This is a genomic window from Candidatus Krumholzibacteriota bacterium (assembly GCA_016931295.1).
In the GTDB taxonomy this organism is placed as follows: Bacteria; Krumholzibacteriota; Krumholzibacteriia; order Krumholzibacteriales; family Krumholzibacteriaceae; genus JAFGEZ01.
Genome location: JAFGEZ010000027.1, coordinates 30,681 through 48,126, shown reverse-complemented (window position 1 = coordinate 48,126; position 17,446 = coordinate 30,681). Strand labels below are relative to the sequence as shown.

The 17,446-nt window shown below is 68.4% G+C and carries 15 protein-coding genes; all 15 read right to left on the bottom strand.

Going from position 1 to position 17,446, the window contains the following annotated elements; all coding sequences use genetic code 11:
* A partial coding sequence (ruvB, locus tag JW876_07190; GenBank protein ID MBN1885287.1) for a Holliday junction branch migration DNA helicase RuvB occupies nt 1–903 on the bottom strand: 903 nt, incomplete at its 3' end.
* Nucleotide 904: 1 nt separating this feature from the next.
* Complete coding sequence (gene ruvA / locus JW876_07185; protein MBN1885286.1) at nt 905–1,510, bottom strand: Holliday junction branch migration protein RuvA; 606 nt, start codon at nt 1,508–1,510, stop codon at nt 905–907.
* Nucleotides 1,507–2,034 carry a crossover junction endodeoxyribonuclease RuvC gene (gene ruvC / locus JW876_07180; protein MBN1885285.1) on the bottom strand — a complete coding sequence of 176 codons (528 nt, stop codon included), beginning with the start codon at nt 2,032–2,034 and terminating at the stop codon, nt 1,507–1,509. Before ruvC ends, ruvA begins: the two co-directional genes overlap by 4 nt.
* The gene (locus JW876_07175) at nt 2,031–2,786 is read right to left on the bottom strand and encodes a YebC/PmpR family DNA-binding transcriptional regulator (protein ID MBN1885284.1); all 756 of its coding nucleotides are present in this window, start codon (nt 2,784–2,786) and stop codon (nt 2,031–2,033) included. Before JW876_07175 ends, ruvC begins: the two co-directional genes overlap by 4 nt.
* 22 nt (nt 2,787–2,808) lie before the next feature.
* A complete protein-coding gene (fusA, locus tag JW876_07170) occupies nt 2,809–4,884 on the bottom strand; it encodes an elongation factor G (protein MBN1885283.1) in 2,076 nt (691 codons plus the stop codon).
* 62 nt (nt 4,885–4,946) lie between these two features.
* Nucleotides 4,947–5,690, bottom strand: coding sequence for a YIP1 family protein (locus JW876_07165; GenBank protein MBN1885282.1), 744 nt, complete (start codon nt 5,688–5,690; stop codon nt 4,947–4,949).
* Nucleotides 5,691–5,875: 185 nt separating this feature from the next.
* A complete protein-coding gene (locus tag JW876_07160; protein ID MBN1885281.1) occupies nt 5,876–6,985 on the bottom strand; it encodes a PDZ domain-containing protein in 1,110 nt (369 codons plus the stop codon).
* 105 nt (nt 6,986–7,090) lie between these two features.
* On the bottom strand, nt 7,091–8,233 hold the full coding sequence (locus JW876_07155; protein ID MBN1885280.1) for a glycosyltransferase: 1,143 nt from the start codon (nt 8,231–8,233) through the stop codon (nt 7,091–7,093).
* A 14-nt stretch (nt 8,234–8,247) separates the two neighbouring features.
* On the bottom strand, nt 8,248–9,501 hold the full coding sequence (locus JW876_07150) for a glycosyltransferase family 2 protein (GenBank protein MBN1885279.1): 1,254 nt from the start codon (nt 9,499–9,501) through the stop codon (nt 8,248–8,250).
* A 221-nt stretch (nt 9,502–9,722) separates the two neighbouring features.
* Nucleotides 9,723–11,717 (bottom strand): hypothetical protein, encoded by a 1,995-nt coding sequence (locus JW876_07145; protein ID MBN1885278.1) that lies wholly within the window; start codon nt 11,715–11,717, stop codon nt 9,723–9,725.
* 49 nt (nt 11,718–11,766) lie between these two features.
* A complete protein-coding gene (locus JW876_07140) occupies nt 11,767–13,143 on the bottom strand; it encodes a hypothetical protein (GenBank protein MBN1885277.1) in 1,377 nt (458 codons plus the stop codon).
* Nucleotides 13,144–13,400: 257 nt separating this feature from the next.
* A complete protein-coding gene (locus tag JW876_07135) occupies nt 13,401–14,579 on the bottom strand; it encodes a hypothetical protein (protein MBN1885276.1) in 1,179 nt (392 codons plus the stop codon).
* A gap of 10 nt (nt 14,580–14,589) precedes the next feature.
* Entirely contained in the window at nt 14,590–15,615 is a 1,026-nt protein-coding gene (locus JW876_07130; GenBank protein ID MBN1885275.1) for a hypothetical protein, read from the bottom strand.
* A gap of 85 nt (nt 15,616–15,700) precedes the next feature.
* Nucleotides 15,701–16,048, bottom strand: a complete 348-nt coding sequence (locus tag JW876_07125; GenBank protein MBN1885274.1) for a carboxymuconolactone decarboxylase family protein — start codon at nt 16,046–16,048, stop codon at nt 15,701–15,703.
* A gap of 45 nt (nt 16,049–16,093) precedes the next feature.
* Nucleotides 16,094–17,320, bottom strand: coding sequence for a tyrosine--tRNA ligase (locus JW876_07120; protein ID MBN1885273.1), 1,227 nt, complete (start codon nt 17,318–17,320; stop codon nt 16,094–16,096).
* Nucleotides 17,321–17,446: the final 126 nt, after the last annotated feature.

Here is a 17,446-nt window from a genome sequence, read left to right as displayed (position 1 = left end):
CTCGTAGACGTCCTCGATCGTCTCCCCCTCCTCCGAGACGGCGACGGCGAGCGAATTGATGCCGACCGGCCCGCCCGCGAACTTCTCGACGATCGTCCGCAGGATGCGCCGATCCATGTCGTTGAGGCCGCGCGCGTCCACCTCGAGCCGGTCCAGCGCGAAGTCGGCCATCGCGCGGTCGATGACGCCCCTGCCCTCGATCTCGGCGAAATCGCGGACGCGGCGGAGCAGCCGGTTCGCGATCCGCGGCGTCCCCCGCGAGCGGGCGGCGATCTCCGCGGCTCCTTCCTCGTCGATCTCGATGCCGAGGAGCCCGGCGCTCCGGCGCACGATCGTGAGGAGATCCCCCGGGGTGTAGAAGTCGAGACGGATCGATACGCCGAAACGGCTCCGCAGGGGGGGCGTGATCATCCCCGCCCGCGTGGTCGCCCCGACGAGCGTGAAGGGCTCGACCGTGAGGGAATAGTGCCGCGCGTGCGGCCCCTTGTCGACGATCAGCTCGCAGCGGAACTCCTCCATCGCGGGGTAGAGATGCTCCTCGACGACGCGGTTGAGACGGTGTATCTCGTCGATGAAGACGACGTCGCGCCCCTCGATCTGCGTGAGTATCCCGAGAAGCTCGGCCGGGTTCTGGAAGACGGGCCCCGAGGAGGTGCGGATGTTGACGCCCAGTTCGCGGGCGATGATGTTGGCGAGCGTCGTCTTCCCGAGCCCCGGGGGGCCGTAGAGGAGGACGTGGTCGAGCGGTTCCTTCCGCCGCCGCGCCGCCTCGATGAAGACGGAGAGATTCGCCTTCGTCTTCTCCTGGCCGACGAACTCGGAGAGCGTCCGCGGCCGGAGCCGCGACTCCGACTGCGCCTCGTCGGGCGTCATGGCGGGATCGGTTATCAGTTTGTCCGACATCTCATCTTTCCTGCGAAACCGCGCCCTTCAGGGCCATGCGCACGACGTCCTCGACCCGGCTATCCCCCGCCGATCCGGAGAGGTCGAGTTGCTCGACCGCCGCCTCCGCGGCGCCCTTCGCGAGACCGAGCCCCACGAGCGCGGCGACCGCCTCGTCGACGAGGGTCCGCGCCGAAACCGGCTTCCCGGCCTCGCCGAACCCCGCCGGGTCGATGCGATCGCGGAGCTCGAGCACGATCCGCTCGGCCGTCTTCTTCCCGATCCCGGGGAAGGCGGTGAGTTCGCCGGCCTGCCCGGCGGCGATCAGCCGCGCCAGTTCGGGCGCGGCCATCCCCGAGAGGACGGCGAGCGCCACGCGCGGGCCGACGCCGCTCACGCCGATCAGGGCCTCGAACATCCGCCGGTCCCCGTCGTCGGCGAACCCGAAGACGGTCAGCGCGTCCTCCCGGACGTGCAGGTGCGTAAAGAAATAAACCGTTTCCCCCGTCTGGCCCAGCTGTTCGAGCGTGCGCGCCGGCACGTTGACCTCGATGCCGAGGCCGCCGACCTCGACGGTCGCCGTCCCCTCGCCGCGCGCGGCGAGCACGCCCCGGATCGACGCGATCATGCCAGCCTCCCCGCGGGGCTCGACACGCGGAGCAGATGGCAGAAGGCGACGGCGAGGGCGTCGGTCTCGTCCTCGGTGGCCGCCTCGCGTTTCATCCCGATCAAGGCGCAGATCATCGCGGCCACCTGTCCCTTGCGGGCGCTTCCCGTGCCGACGACGCTCATCTTCACCTCTCGCGGGGCATACTCGTGCACGGGGAGCGACGCCTCGGCGGCGGCGAGCATGAGGACCCCCCGGGCCTCGCCGAGGACCATGATGCTCCGGGGATTCTTCGCCATGAAGATCTGCTCGATGGCCACCGAGGAGGGACGCCGCCGCTCGATCACCTCGTCGACGCCCTTCTTGAGTCGCATCAGGCGTTCGGCGCGCGAACCGCCCGTCCCCGCCCGGATGACCCCGGAGTCGACCCAGGCGATCCCGCTTTCCCGCTTCTCGACGAGTCCCCAGCCGGTGATACGGCTTCCCGGGTCGATGCCCAGCGTGAGCGAGCCGCCGTTCGTTTCCCTCGGTCGTCCCGTGGTCAGATCTCCTCCTCGATCTCGGCGAGCAGCTCGCCGGGGATATCGAAGTTCGCGCTCACGCGCTGGACGTCGTCGTTGTCCTCGAGTGCGCCGACGAGCTTCAGGACGCGCAGCGCATGATCGCGGTCGAGTTCGATCGTCGTCTTCGGATAGAGGGAGACCTCGGCGAGTTGCGGGGCGATCTTCGCCCTGGCGAAGCCCTCGCGCACCGCCGAGAAGCTCTCGGGGGCGCAGACGACCTCGAAGGCGCCGTCATCGCTCCGCACGTCGTCGGCGCCGTTCTCGAGGGCGATCTCTATGATCGTGTCCTCGTCGACGTTCCCCGCGTCGATGACGAGCACTCCCTTGCTCTCGAAGAGGTACGAGACGGAGTTCGGCTCGCCGAGATGGCCGCCGTGCTTGGAGAAGAGATGGCGCACCTCGGCGCTCGTCCGGTTGCGGTTGTCGGTGAGCGACTCCACGAGGACGGCGACGCCCCCGGGGGCATAGCCCTCGAACGTGCATTCTTCGTAGGTGACGCCGGGAAGCTCGCCAGTGCCCCGCTTGATCGCCTTCTCGATGTTCGACGCGGGCATGTTCGCGTCGCGCGCGTTCTGCACGGCGGTGCGCAACCGCGGATTCCCCTCGAGATCGCCGCCGCCCTCGCGGGCGATGACGGTGATCTCCTTGATGAGCTTGGTGAAGATCTTTCCGCGCTGCTGGTCGACCTTCTCCTTCTTCCGCTTGATCGTGCTCCACTTGGAATGTCCGGACACGGCTTCCTCCCTGTGGGACCCGTCAGCTGTCTTCCCGGGCCGCTTCGGCCTCGGCAATCAGTTTCTGCGCGTTCTCGTGCGGCAGGACCTCGTAATGGGAGAATTCGCGATGGTGCGTCGCGCGCCCCTGCGTCATCGACCGCAGGATCGTCGAATAGCGGTGCAGTTCCGCCAGGGGAACGTGCGCCTTGATCTTCTGGAGACCGCCCTCCTGCTCCGTGCCGTGGATCTTGCCCCGCCGCATGGAGAGATCGCCCATCACGTCGCCCATGTATTCGGGCGGGGCGGTGACGGTCACCTCGTAGATCGGCTCGAGGATGACCGGCTTCGCCTCCTTGACGGCGAGCCTGAAACCCTTGGAGCCGGCGGTCTTGAAGGCCTGGTCGGAGGAATCGACCGTGTGGAAGGACCCGTCGAAGGCCGTTACCTTGACGTCCTGGAAGACGTAGCCGGCGACGACGCCGGTGGCCATCGCCTCGCGCACGCCCTTCTCCACCGCGGGGATGAACTTGCCGGGGATCACGCCGCCGACGATCGCGTCGACGAACTCGAAACCGCCGCCGCGGGGCAGGGGCTCGAGCCGCAGCCAGACGTCGCCGTACTGGCCGCGCCCGCCGGTCTGCTTCTTGTGCTTTCCCTGGGCCTCTGAGGTCGCCGTTATCGTCTCCCGGTAGGGGATCCGCGGGGCGGCCATCTCCGCGTCGACCTGGTTCATGCGTTTCAACCGGGCGAGGATGACCTCGATCTGGAGCTCTCCCTGGCCGGCGAGGATCGTCTGCTTGATCTCGGGATCGACCGTCACGGTGAAGGAGGGATCGTCCTCGGCGAGCCGGTGCAGCCCCGACCCGATCTTCTCCATGTCGCCCTTCTCCTTCGCCTCGATCGCCGTGAAGAACGTCGGCTCGGGGAAATCGATCTTCTTCACGATCACCGGATGCGCCTTCACGCAGAGCGTGTGGTTGACCTTCGAGGACTTGAGCTTCACCGCGGCGCCGATGTCGCCGGCGGGAATCGAATCGATGTCGACGCGGCTCTTGCCCTGGATGACGTACAGCTGGCCGATCCGCTCTGCGTTCTCGATGTTGGCGTCGTAGAGGTCGTCGCCCGTCTTCACCTCGCCGGCGAAGACCCGCAGGAAGGTGAGATCCCCGAGATGCTTCTCCGAGAGGGTCTTGAAGACGAACGCCACGGCCGAACCGTCGGGCGTCGCGTCGATGGTCTCTTTTCCGCCGCCGTCGGTGGTGACGGCGATCTTCGGGCGCTGCGCCGGCGAGGGCATCAGATCGACGACGAAATCCATCAGCTGCGAGACGCCGATGTTCTCGATCGCCGAGACGCCCGCCATCGGCACGAGGGTGCCGGCGAGGCAGCCGGCGGAGAGCCCGCCGATCAGCTCCCTGTCGTCGAGCTCACCCCCCTCGAGGAACTTCTCGAGCAGGGAATCGTCGCTCTCGGCCGCGAAATCCATGAGGTCGGTCCGCAGCTCGTCGACGCGACCCGCGAGATCGGCGGGCACTTCCTCCTCGGTGAAGGCGCCGCCGGAGTAGACGAAGGCCTTCTTCTTGAGGATGTCGACGACGCCCTTGAAGGACTCGCCGCTGCCGATCGGCAGCAGGAGCGGCATGACCTTCGTGCCGAGCTTCTGCCTGACTTCGGCGAGACACTTGTCGAAATCGGCGTGCTCCTTGTCCATCTTGTTGACGACGACGATCCGGGGAAGGCCGAGGGACTCGAGGTAGGCCCAGTTCTTCTCGATCCCCACCTCGACGCCGGCGTCGGCGCTCATCACGATCACGCCGCTCTCGACGACGCGCATGCTCGCCACGACGTCGCCGATGAAATCCTCGTACCCCGGCGTGTCGATCATGTTGATCTTGGTCTTGCGGTGTTCGACGGCCGCGACGGCGGCGTTGATCGATATCTTGCGCTCGATCTCGTCCGAGGTGGAATCGAGCATCGTGTTCCCGTCCTCGATCCGCCCCATGCGGTTCGTCACGCCGGCATTGAAGAGGATCGCCTCGCCGAGCGTCGTCTTGCCGGTCGACTGGTGCCCGACCAGCGCCGTGTTCCTGATGTCTTCCATTCCGTACTTCTTCAACATGACCTCCCGATGCGTTCCTCGATCGAATTGACCGTCGCCCGGCGCCGGAGGCGCCGCGATTACATGCCGCCGCCGAAAGCCGACTGGAGCCACAGCGCGAGAACGCTGACGATCCAGGTGACGACGACGGGCACGAGCGCCTTCACGCGGCTCGTCCTGAAGATCAGGGAGACGCCGAGGGCGAGGAGAATATAGTACCATATCTCGAAGATGCCCATGCTCTCGAGCAGCGCGCGCCCGAATCCCCCGGCCTCCGGCAGGAAGGCGGCGAGACTCAGCGATATCCTCGCGTCGGCCGCGAATTCGATCGTCTCGACGCCGCGCGAGAGGATGATCGCCACGCGGATGATCTGGCCGAGGATGCTGATCAGGCCGCACCAGGCGAGCAGACTCATCGTCCGCTTGAATCCCGCCTCGGAGGAGATCATGCTGATGACGAGGTGGACGATCCCGCCCATCACGGCGAGAATGAGCAGGTAGACGATCGGCACGGCGATGAGGCCGAGCCAGCCGAAACGATCGATGTTCTCGAGCATCGCGTCGAGCTGCTCGGGGGCAATCCCGCGCTCGTTGAGCTCCATGACCCGCCGGTTGATCGGCAGCGACAGCCATCCGAGCACGACGCCGATCACCGTCGTGAAGAGGTAGGGCTGCCACCATCCCGCCCCGGCCCTGATGCGGTGGAATACCTTGCCCGGGTCGACGAAGATATCGACGATCGAATGAAGGGATCCCCCCGTCACCGTCCCGTCCGGACGTTCGTCGTGGATCCCGGCGGGGCTCGCGCCCGTGGTCTCGTTCATGCCGCCCCCTCTTTCCTAGAAGATTATCCGGTTCGGCCGCGGACCGGGACAGACCCGGAAAAATCGAACAAAGACTAACATAGACAACTTTTCGACTACTGTCAAAGAAAATAGGGGCGTTGCGCCGGGCGTACAAAAAGGGGGCCGGCGTAGCCGGCCCCCCGTGCGTCGATCCGTCGCCGATCCTACTTCTCGAGCTTTTCGAGGCGCTTCTGGAGCCGCTCCATCTCCATCTTCAGCTCCTCGAGTTCCTGCTCGAGCGCCTTGCGCTCGATGCCCAGGTGGGGGATCTCGATCTTCTCGATGCGGGGAGCGCGCCAGATGAAGCGTTCCCGCTTCCCGTCCTCGCCGTGACCGAAGAATTCCCAGGAGACGTCCCCGTCGTTTTCGCCGATTTCGACGGTGACCTTCTCCTTCCTGCCCTTCCTCACGATGGTGAGACCGACATCGTCGCCGGCCTCGAAGTCGGACAGGATCCCGATCACGTCCTCGGGATTCCCGATCTCGTCGTCCCCGATCATCACGATCACGTCGCCGGCCTTGATCCCCGCCTTCTCCGCGGGGGAATCCTCGACGACGTCGAGGACGAGCGCGCCCCCGTCGACGTCGAAATAGCCGGCCAGATCCTTCCCGAGTCCGTGGAGCTTGACGCCGATGCCGGGCCCCGCTCCGCCGACCATCACCCGGCAGCGTCCGCCGATCCGCTCGAAGTGCGGGGCCAGCTCGGCGATCTTCAGATCGACGTCGGCCTCGTCCCACGTGCGGGCGGTCTGCGTCCGTCTCCCCAGCTCGAGATCGATCTCGTGCTTCTTGCCGTCGCGGTAGAAGACGATCGGCACTTCGTCCCCCGGTTCGCGCTCGGCGATCAGATTGACGAGGTGGCCGCCGTCCTCGACCTCCTCGCCGTTGAAGCTGTAAACGATGTCGCCCTTCTCGATCCCCGCCTTCTCGGCGGGACTGTTCTCGATGATCCCGGTCACCAGCACGCCGTCGCGTTTCGGGTAATCGCGCTCGCGGCGGATCTTCCGGTCGATCTCGTCGAAGTAGATGCCGAGGAACGCGCCCTTGCGATCGATCACGACGATGTGCTTCTTCACGTCGGTCCCGTCGCCCCCGCCCGCGGCGTCTGCGTCCGCATGGACCTCCACGCGGATCTCGCGGCTGTCTTGTGCGGGCACCGCCTCGTCCCCGAGCGTCGCGAGCACCGTGCCGTTGACGATCACGTCCGCGTGGGCGGCGATCGGCGCGGCGATCGTCGCGACGGCGACACAGAGGATCAGAATCAATCGTTTCATGGCTCGCGGCCGATTAGGGGCGGCCTCCACCTCCCAGTGGAACGGGTTGGTGCGATTGCAGTTGTCCTTCCGACACTGCTTATATCCCGCCGGCGAGGCAAAGTTTCATTTTTTTTCGTCGAGCAGCCGGCGGTAGACGCCGATCGTGCGGGCGCCCCATATCTCGCGGTCGAAGCGCTCCATGGCGCGGACGCGGGCCCGGCGTCCCAGGTCGCGCCGGAGACCGTCGTCGGCGGCGAGTTTCACGATCGCCCCGGCGAGCGCTTCCTCGTCTCCGGGAGGCACGATCAGCCCCGTGTCGCCGAGGATCTCTTCCGCGTCGCCGACGTCCGTGGCGATGCAGGCGGCGCCGGAGGACATCGCCTCGACGAGGACCATCGGCACCGCCTCCGATTTCGAGGAGAGCACGAAGAGGTCGAGGAGGGGATAGAACTCCTCCGGGCGGGACAGGTGTCCGGCGAGGGCGGTCCGCGCCGGCGTGCCGAGAGACCGCGCGAGGGCCTCCAGCGCGTCGCGCTCGTCTCCCTCTCCCGCCACCGCGACACGCAGATCCGCGTCGATCCGCCGCTCGGCCGCGGCCGCCGCGCGGAGCAGAAGACCGAAGTCCTTGACCGGCTTGAGCCCCCCGGCCGCGCCGACGAACAGGGGGCGAGCCGGCGGATCGCCGGGGAAGAACTCCTCGAAAAAGAACCGCCGACGAGCCTCGCGCTCCTCCGTGTCGAGGGGCCGGAAACGCGTCGTGTCGACACCGTTGGGGATCGTCTCGATCCGGTCGGGGCTCAGCCCCGTCGCGGCGGCCTCGGCGGCCGCGCCCCTGCTCACCGCGATCAGCCGGGAGATGCGGCGCGCGGCGAGTCGCGCGGCGAAACGCCGGACGCCGCAGAACTCGAGCCCCGCCGAGTGCCGCGTCGCGACGAGAGGCGCGGCGGTGAAGAAGGTGGCCGCCGCGGCGACGATCTCGGCATGGAAGAGATGCGCGTGCACCAGATCGCACCGGGCGCCCTCGACGATGCGCCGGAGGGCCGCGAGACGCCCGGGCCTGAGGAGGGCGGGAAGCGTGTCGAGCGGCAGGCGCCGCAGCGGCACGGCGCGCTCGCGGAAGGCGTCCTCGAGGGGCTCCTCCTCTCGCGAGAGGGTGCAGACGACCGATGAAGCGCCGTTGTCCCCGAGGTAGTCGCAGAGGTTGAGGAGATGATTCTCGGCGCCGCCGTGCCCGAGCGAACTGATGAAGAAGAGGACCCTGGTCATGGAGTCGGCCGGGTTCAGGTGATCCGTTCGAGATTCTCGACGCCCGTGCTCTCGTCGGCGTAGGCGGGCTTCTTGCCCTCGATCACGGTGAGACGGGGCGCCGGCGCTTCCTGTTCGGCCACGGCGCGCGTCGTCTCCGCCTTTTCCCAGGAAGCGAGACGCCCGCCGGACAGGTAGGTCGCGATGGCCGCGAGGCCGGCCGCGTTGACCATGACGAAATAGAAGGGCACGAGGAGGATGCGCGACTTCACGCGCCCCCGCCGGAGGATCGAGCCGACGATCGCCGTCGCGTAGAAGAGGTTGTGCAGCGCGAAGACCGCGGCGAAGAAGGGGCGACCGACCAGGGCGAGATTCGAGAGGTAGAGCACGGGGAGCATCGGGCCGACCCACCAGCGGAGCAGCTTCCGGGAGACGAACTGGAAGACGCGGAAGGAGCCGCCGAAGTTGTGCCTGAGATTGTGGAAGCCGGTGAGTCCGCGGACGATGATGCGGCGCTTCCGCCCGAACTCCTCGCGGCAGAAGAAGGTGGCGTGCTCCAGCGCCACGGCGTCGTCCTCGTAGACCACGCCGTACCCCTGGGAGGCGACGTCGGCGGGGATCTGGAAATCGTTGGCGACGTCCCTGAGGACCGGCCGGAAGAGCTCGCGCCGGATGGCGAAGATCGTGCCGGTGGCGACGAGGACCGAGTCGAGCCGGCTCTCGAGCCGGTTGAGGAGCGACTCGTACCGCCAGTAGATGCTCTCGCCCTTGCCCACGTAGGAGTTGTTGTCCATGTAGACGAGCTTGCCGACCACGCAGCCGGTCTCCTCGTCGGCGAAGGAGCGGACGAGCTTGAGGAGCGCGTCCTCGCGGTAGAAGGCATTCGCGTCGGAGAAGACGAGGATCTCCTCCTCGAGACCGAGGACGGCGCGGTTCAGCGTGGCGCTCTTGCCCTCCCGGCGGGGAAAGGCCTTGAGCACCACGTTGGCCTTCTCGAAGCCGCGCACGATCTCGTTCGTCGCGTCGTCGGATCCATCGCTGGCCACGACGATGCGGAGGCGGTCGCGGGGATAGTCGAGCTTGAGGCTGTTCTCGATCTTCTCCCGGATGATCCGCTCTTCGTTGAATGCCGAGATGACGAGCGCGATCGAGGGGAGATCCACCTCCGCGCTTTCCCGCTTGCGGGCGCGAAGGAGCCCGAGCGCGAACAGCACGAGCGGGTACCCCGCGTAACTGTATGCGATCAGAACGATTATACCGAAGAAAAGACGTATGGCCGCTGTTTCCATCGCCGACTCTCCCCTACCACGACACCGGTGTCATAGTTAACAGCACATCTCGCGGCCGCTGCAACACTTTTTTAAACAAAAAAATACGTTACTACTCCCTCCCGTCATTTCCGATATCGCGGAGTCCGTTCGGTCGGATCGGGAGGAACAGTAACGTTGCTTCTATAACGCTCCTTTTGAGACAAATATACGCTTCCGGCCGATGGCTGTCAATTGTTCATTCATTTCCGACCCTCGGCGGAACCGTCCCGGGTCGGCGGGCGGAACCGGACGATGCCGCCGTTTGCCGTGCCGATCCAGACCGTGCCCCAGGCGTCCCCGGCGACCGAGAGAAGCCGGTCGTCTACGACGCCGTCCGCCGCGCCGACGTGGCGCCATCGCCCGTCGGCGAGGATCCACAGCCCGTCGCCGTCGGTCGCGAGCCAGATCTCTCCCGCCGCCGTCTCCGTCAAAGCGGTCGGTTTGATCCGCTCGTCGGGGAGCGGCAGGATCCGGCGCGCCCCGTCGGGACCGAGCCGCCAGATCGCGCCGCTGACGGCGAGCAGGCGGCCGGAGACGCCCGCGCCGAACCGGCAGGCCTTCCCGGTGCCGGGCATGGCGGTGCCGCCGATGAGCCGCAGCGCCGGATCGATGCGTTCGAGCGTGTCCGCCGTCGACGAGGCATGCGGCAGGTCGCCTCCCAGGTCGACCGTCTCCCACCTCTCCCCCGCCAGGCGGGCGAGGCGGCCGTCGGCCATGCCGACCCAGACCGTGCCGTCCGCGTCGACCGCGATGTCGGCGATCGATTCGCCGGGGAGCCCGGATTGTTCGGTGAAATGCGTCCAGCCGGCCCGGCCGAGGCGGAGGACGCCGCTGTCGAAGGTGCCGAACCAGAGTTCCCCCGGCGCGCCCGCGGCGACCGCGGTGAGGTGCTCTGTCGGCAGGCCGTGGCGGCGGTCGAAGACCTCCCACGAACGGCCGTCGTGATGCAGCGCACCAAACCGCGTCGCCAGCCAGAGGCCGCCCGCCGCCGGGCGGGCGAAGTCGTTGACGGCCGGGACGTACAGCGGATCGGGGCGGGCGATCTCGTCGAGTTGGCCGTCGGCGAGCCGGAACACGGTGCCGTCGGCGAGCAGCCACACCCCGTCCTCTGCCGGCGCGATCCGCGCCACGAGGCTCGCGGGGAAGGGGTCGGGGAGCGGGATCTCGCGGACGCCGCCGCGCGAGACGACGATGACGCTCCCGCCGGCCGTCCCGAGAAAGATGCGCCCGGCGAGATCGTGATGGACGGCGCGGATGTCGAGTCCGGCGAGGGAGAGGCCCTCGACGGCGAAGGGGACCCAGCCGGAGCCGTCGAAATAACTGACGCCTCCCTTTCCGGCCGCCCAGGGAACGCCGCGGTCGTCGAGAGAGAAGGCGTGTATCTCGTCGCCCGGCAGCCCGTCGGCCCGCCCGTGGCGGGTGACGCGGCCGAGATCGTACATCGCCACGCCGCGCCGCCGGACGGCGATGAAGAGTGATCCCTCCTCGTCGAAGACGGCGTCCTCGACCGAGCCGATCGGGATGCGGCTGCCGTAGCGGAAACCCTCCCAACTGAAAGAGTCGGCGCGGCACATCCCGCTGGCCGTCCCGAACCAGATCGTCGCGGGCGTCTCCTCGGCGACGCAGGTGACGCGATCGTCGAGCAGGGAATCGGCGCGCGAGAACCGCGTGAGTGAGTCGCCCCGGACGAAACCGACGCCTCCGCCCCACGAGGCGATCCACATCCGCCCCTCGCCGCGGAGGATGTCGGTGACACGCTCGAAGAGCTGCGCATCGCGCGGACCGTAGTGCAGCCAGCCCGACTCGGTGCGGATGCTCACCCCCGCGTCGCCGCCTACCCACAGCCGCCCCCCGTCGTCGCGCTCGATCGCCGCGATGCGCCGCGAAACGGGGCCGGTGACGGCGGTCAGGGTATCCTCCTCGATACCCCAGGCGAAAAGCCCTCCGCCCGTGCCGATCCAGAGGGTGTCCTCCTGGCTGTGGAGCGCCCGCACGGGGCGGGGAGGCGAGAATCGCTGGAAGCCGGTGACGGGCGCCCGCCGCCGGACGCCGGCCGGCATGGGGATCGTCCTGCCGGCGGCGATCAGTCCCGCCGCCGGGCTCTCCTCCTCCGTCGTCGCGCCCCTGCCCGTCGCCGGCAGGGCGAGAAGCACGAGGAGGCCGAGGCTCAGGATCGTCTTCGAGTCGATGCGCATCGTCCGCTCCCTTCGGGTACACGGACAATACAACCGGAACGGGGGATGTTCAAGAGGTTCCGTGGCCGGCGAGCAGGCGGGCAGATGCCGGATCGCGGACGAGGGCATCGACGAGGGGCGCGAGTTGCTCGCCGCAGACCTCGACGGCGGCCCGGTCGAGGGCCTCGCCGTCGGCCCGGGCGCCTGTCTCGTACATCCGGCGCATCACGTCGATCAGCCCCACCCGGCCCCCCGTGGCCTCGCGGAGGCGGGCATCGACGGCCTCCGCGGCGAGAAACCCGCCATCGTAGAGGAGATTGACCATGTCGCGGTCGCCGAGGTCGCCGATCCCGGCGTCGGCCACCGGCACGCGGCCGGCGTAGGGATTCTCCGCGAAGCGGGCGGCGATCGCGTCTCGCTTTCGGCGGTACTGCGCGGGAACGATCGTTCGCGTGTCGAGAAGGGCCTGGAAGGAGAAGTAGACCGTCGCTCCCTCCACGAACCAGATCTCGCCCGGGGGGATGGCGCCACCGTTCCAGTTATGGAAGAACTCGTGCGCGACGATGGACATCGGCGTGTCGAAAAGGAGGCTCCGGTCGAGCGCGGGATCGAGGAGCAGGATCATGCTACTGCCCGTGTGCATGCCGTAGTGGTCGAAGCACTTCCCGCCGCGCGCGGGATTCCGGTCGCAGACGAAGAGATAGCGGTCGACGGGGGAATCGCCGAACCAGGAGATCTCGCGGCGGACGATGTGCCCGACGAGGTCGAAGAACTCTCCGTCCTCGAATTTCCAGTCGCCAGCGATCGCGAGGCCAACCGTCGTCCCGGCCGATTCGTTTTCGAAGAACCGGTAGGCACCCGCGGCGACGACCATGCCGACGGCCTCTCCCACGCCGGGTGCGAGGATGCGCCGCCCGACGACGTCCCACGGGGCGCTCACCGGCGCCCCGGGAAAGAGATCGACGTCGACGATCACGCCGGGCGCCGTCTCCATGAGGGGCACGAGCAGCAGATCGCCGCCGTGCAGGCGGCAGCGGTCCTCGTCGAGCGAGGTGAGCATCGTCCGCACGTCGGCGGTGTAGCGATCCTCGATCGTGAGGACGAGCCGGTAGGAAAAGGTGAAGTCGCGCCGCCCGCAGCGGACCGTCCAGCCCTCCCCGTCCGCCTCGACGGCGAGTGTCCCGCCGCCCGGGCCCGTCGCCCTGAAACCGATCGGTTCGGGGGCCCGTCCGCCCTCCCGCTCGGCCGTCGACAGCCGGACGGCGGGCACGGTGACGCCGCTCACCGAGCCGGCGACCTCGACGACGCCGAGTTGGCCGTCGGCGAGGCGCACGGCGTAGGAGAGGAAGGGGGGCGGGGGCGTCGGCCTCGACGCGAAGGGCGCGCAGGCGGCGATGGCCAGCGCCGCGCCGATCGCGGCGCCGCGGGCGTGTCGGAGGATCCTCACGTTCGTCCTTTCCCGGCCGGCTGGCAACGCCGGCCGACCGGGTACATGCAATCACCGTTCCAATCGGCCCGCCGTCGGCCGGACGGGGCCAGGATGCGTATCGCGGGGCGAAAGGAAGGGGGCGGGATGAAGGGCGAAACCGGCGGCATGACGACGGACGGGCGGATCGAGGCGGCGGACATCCTCATCGAGGGGCCGTCAGCGGCGCCGGTGCCGTGGCTCGTCGATCGCGTCGTGGAATAGCGGGACGGGCGAGGTCAGATCCGGAGTCGCCGGCGCACGGCGTCGAGATCCTCGCGGGCGAGGCGGCCGATCCGCTCCATCGCCGCCGTCTCGGCCGCGTTTTTTTCCCGCAAAACGATCCATCCCCACCACAACAGGATGAGACCAACCCAGAGCCCGCCGCCGAGCGCGAAAACGAGGGCGAACACCCAGCGCGGCAGTCCCGCCGGCTCCTCGGGGAGGATCGGGGCCTCGACCGTCTGGATCGAGGGCGTGGTGCGGGCGCGCTCGATTCCCGCCTCCTCGTAGCGCTGGAGGAGGAAGGAATAGATCCGCTCGTTCACCTCGACGTCGCGCTCGAGCGCGGCGGCGCGCTGTGCCAGCCCGGGCATGTCGCGAAGCGGGGGGAAGACGGCGGCGGTCGAGTCCCCCTCGACGATCGCGTCGATGCGCTCGACGAGAAAACGGTACCGCGCCTCGAGCCGATGCAGCTCGCTCGCGTCGTCGGTGGCGAATTCGCGGCCCATGTCGAGACGGATCCGGGCGAGCGCCGCCTCCACGTGGAGCGTAGCCGCCACGTCGATGGCGCCGCGCGTCTGCTCGGCGATGTCGATCACGCCGTTCCCGCTCTGGAAATCGGCGAGGGCCGCGCGCGACGCACCGAGTCGGCGGCGGTATTCGTCGATCTGGAGGGCGATGAAGCGCATCGTCTGCCCGGCCCGGGTGAAGACGAGATTGCGGTTGAGGGAATCGAGGGCGGCGATGTGCGCCTCGGCGATCCTGACGGCCATGGCGGGCTCCTCGTCGCGGATGACGAGGAAGATCAATCCCGTCTTCGTCGCGCTGACCTCCCGGCGGGCGGCGAGTTCCTCTATGGCGTCCTCGGTCGTCTCCACCTCGTACCGCTCGCGGAGGCCGTACTCGTCGATGATTCCGAGGGAGAGCCGGCGGCTCCTGAGCAGATCCGAGAGGAGAGCCGCCGCCGTCGCTCCCGCGGAGGCGGGCGTGACCATCGACGGAAGGTCGATCTGCGCCATCCACGCGGAGAGGAGCCCCTCGCCCCCCTCCTCGAGCGGCGGCATCAGGATCGCCCGCGTCTCGTAGAGCGGATCGCGCAGCGCGGCGATGGCCACGCCGAAAACGAGGAAGACGAGCGTCGCCCAGCCGACGATCCGTCGCCGTTCGAGCAGGTAGTGCAGCAGGCGGAATCCCATGCTTCTTTCCCTAGTCGCCGTGCTCGCCGTGCATGACGCAGAAGGTGAAGAGGATCCCGGCGGGGTGCCCACCCGTCTCGAGTTCCTCGAACACGACGAAGGCGTCGACGTCGATCTGGAACGAGAAATCGTAGGTGCGGAAGGCGGTGAACCCGGCCCCCGCGACGATCGCGATCCCCGTGCCGGAATCGGAGCGGTCGACGATCCCCGCGCCCTCGGCGACGCGCGCCTTCTCGCGGACCCAGTGCAGGCCGAGACCGGCGTTCACGAAGGGCGAGAAGTCGCTCCGGCTCAGGAACCGGCCGATCTTGGCGTCGAAGAGCGCGATGTCGGTCGCCTCGCCGCCATCGTCCTCGAGGTCGCCGCCCCATCGGACCCCCGAACGCCCCGACAAAAACCAGTCGCCCGTGTCGTACTGGTAGCCGAAATCGATGGCGAGCAGCCGGTTTGCGCCCCCCATCGAGTCCCCCGTGGGCCAGAGATAGCCGACGCGGAAGGAGCGGGACTTGTACGAGCCCCGCCGGCGCGGTTCCTCGTACTCGCGCTCGGTGATCATCCCCACCTCGGCGGTGCGCTCCATCGAACGGCCCGTCGACAGGCTCTTCGCCAGGCGCGCGACGACGACGTCGAGGTCCTCCTCCGTCGCCGCCGTCCCCTCGGCCGTCGACGCGACGCCCTCGCCGTCCGCCGCGACGAGGATCGTCCGCACGATGATCTTTCCGCCGAGACGCGTCATGCTGCCCGCGATGGCCCACGAAAAGCCGCCGTCGGCCGCGAGGGACGCGGCGCAGTCGGCCTCCCAGCAGACGACCGGGCCGAAGATCTCGTCCGCGCTCACCGGCAGGAAGACCCCCTCGCGCTCGAGGGCGCCGTGGAAGAGGAGGGTGGCGGCGTCGATGAGATCCTCGCCGACGCCCACGCCGCGGGGCCGCAAAAGCAGCGCGCGCTCGGCCGCGACCGCGTCCGCGACCGCCCCCGGGAGCGCGGCGGCGACGAGCGCGAGAAGAATGGGAACCGCGATCGATCGTCTCGTCATGTCGGTGCCTTTCCTCGTGCAGGGCGGGGCCGCGGGCAGTGTACCCGCACGTCCGCGCGCGTCGCAAGCGAAAAGGGGCCGCCGATCAGCCGGCGAGAAGCGACTCGAGCCGGTCGGCCGCGCGCCTCAGATGGGGGATCACGATCGATCCGCCCACGACGAGCGCGACGTTGAAGGCCTCGTAGAACTCCTCGCGGGTCGTTTTCTCCCCGGCGCAGCGCAGCAGGTGATAGCTGACGCAATCGTCGCAGCGCAGCACCATCGAGGCGACGAGCCCCATGAGCTCCTTCGTCTTCGCCGAAAGGGCGCCGTCGGCGTAGGCCTGTTCGTCGAGGGCGAAGAATCGCTTGATCCCGCGGTGATCGGCCGCGAGGACGGTCTCGTTGAGTCGGTCGCGCTCCCGCGTGAAATCGTCCCGCCAGTGTTCCGTCATCTCTCCTCTTTCCGCGCGCCGGCAAAACCGGCCTCGCCTCCCCGTTCAGGCGGGGACGACGCGCATGTGCTTCTTCTTGCCGGCGCGAAGGAGGATCGCCCCCTCCACGAGATGCGCCGACGTGACCGGTTCGTCGAAGGCCTCGACGCGGCGTTCGTTGACGTACGCGCCGCCCCCCGCGACGAGACGCCTCGCGTCGCCGCGGCTCCCGCAGAGCCCCGCGTCGACGAACAGGACGTACGCAGGGATGCCCTCCTCGAGAAGAACCGCCGCCACGGCGAAGGTCGGCACGCCCTCCCCGGACGCGCCGCCGCCGGAGAAGAGGGCGCGCGAGGCGTCCCGGGCCTCCTCCGCCGCCGCACGGCCGTGCAGAAGCGCTGCCGCCTCGAAGGCGAGCGTTTCCTTCGCCGTCCGGAGCCCGGCCCCCTCGAGGGCGGCGAGACGCCGGACCTCCTCCATCGGCAGGAAGGTGAAGAGGGAAAGGAAGCGCCCCACGTCGCGGTCGTCCGCGTTGATCCAGTACTGGTAGTACTCGTAGGGGGAGGTCCGCGCCGGATCGAGCCAGATCGCCCCGCCCTCCGTCTTTCCCATCTTCGCCCCGGAGGCGGTGGTGAGAAGCGGGAAGGTGAGCCCCTCTGCGTCACCGCCGGTGACGCGCCTGATGAGGTCGGTGCCGGCGAGGATGTTGCCCCACTGGTCGTTCCCCCCCATCTGGAGCGTGCAGCCGAGCTCGCGGTAGAGGTGGAGGAAATCGTACGCCTGGAGGAGCATGTAGTTGAACTCGATGAAGTTGAGGCCCGACTCGAGCCGCTGGCGGTAGCTCTCGGCGGCAAGCATCTTGTTGACCGAGAAATGACGGCCGATATCGCGGAGGAATTCGATGTAGTTGAGGGGACGGAGCCAGTCCGCGTTGTTGAGCATCAGCGCCGCGTCTTCCTCGAAGGAGACGAAGTGGGAGAGCTGCGCCTTCAATCCCTCCGCGTTCCGGTCGATCTCCCCGACCGGCATCACGCGGCGCAGTTCGGTCTTGCCGCTCGGGTCGCCGATCATCGCCGTTCCGCCGCCGACGAGGGCGATCGGCCGGTGTCCGTGACGCTGCAGGTGGGCGAGCGCCATGATCGGCACGAGGGACCCGGCGTGGAAGCTGTCGGACGTGGGATCGAACCCGATGTAGCAGGTCGTCGGCTCGTCCAGCATACGCCTGACGCGCTCCTCGTCGGTCACCTGTTCGAAGAACCCCCGTTCCCTGAATACGTCGAACACGTTCTCCATCGCCTGTCGCTCCTCGCTGGGTCCGGCGGGATCCGCGCCCGCCTCGTGCCGTCGATCGCGTGGAATATAACACGAGGCGCGCGACCCGTTACAGGATTTTCCCGTCGCAGCGCCCCCGTGGTTGCG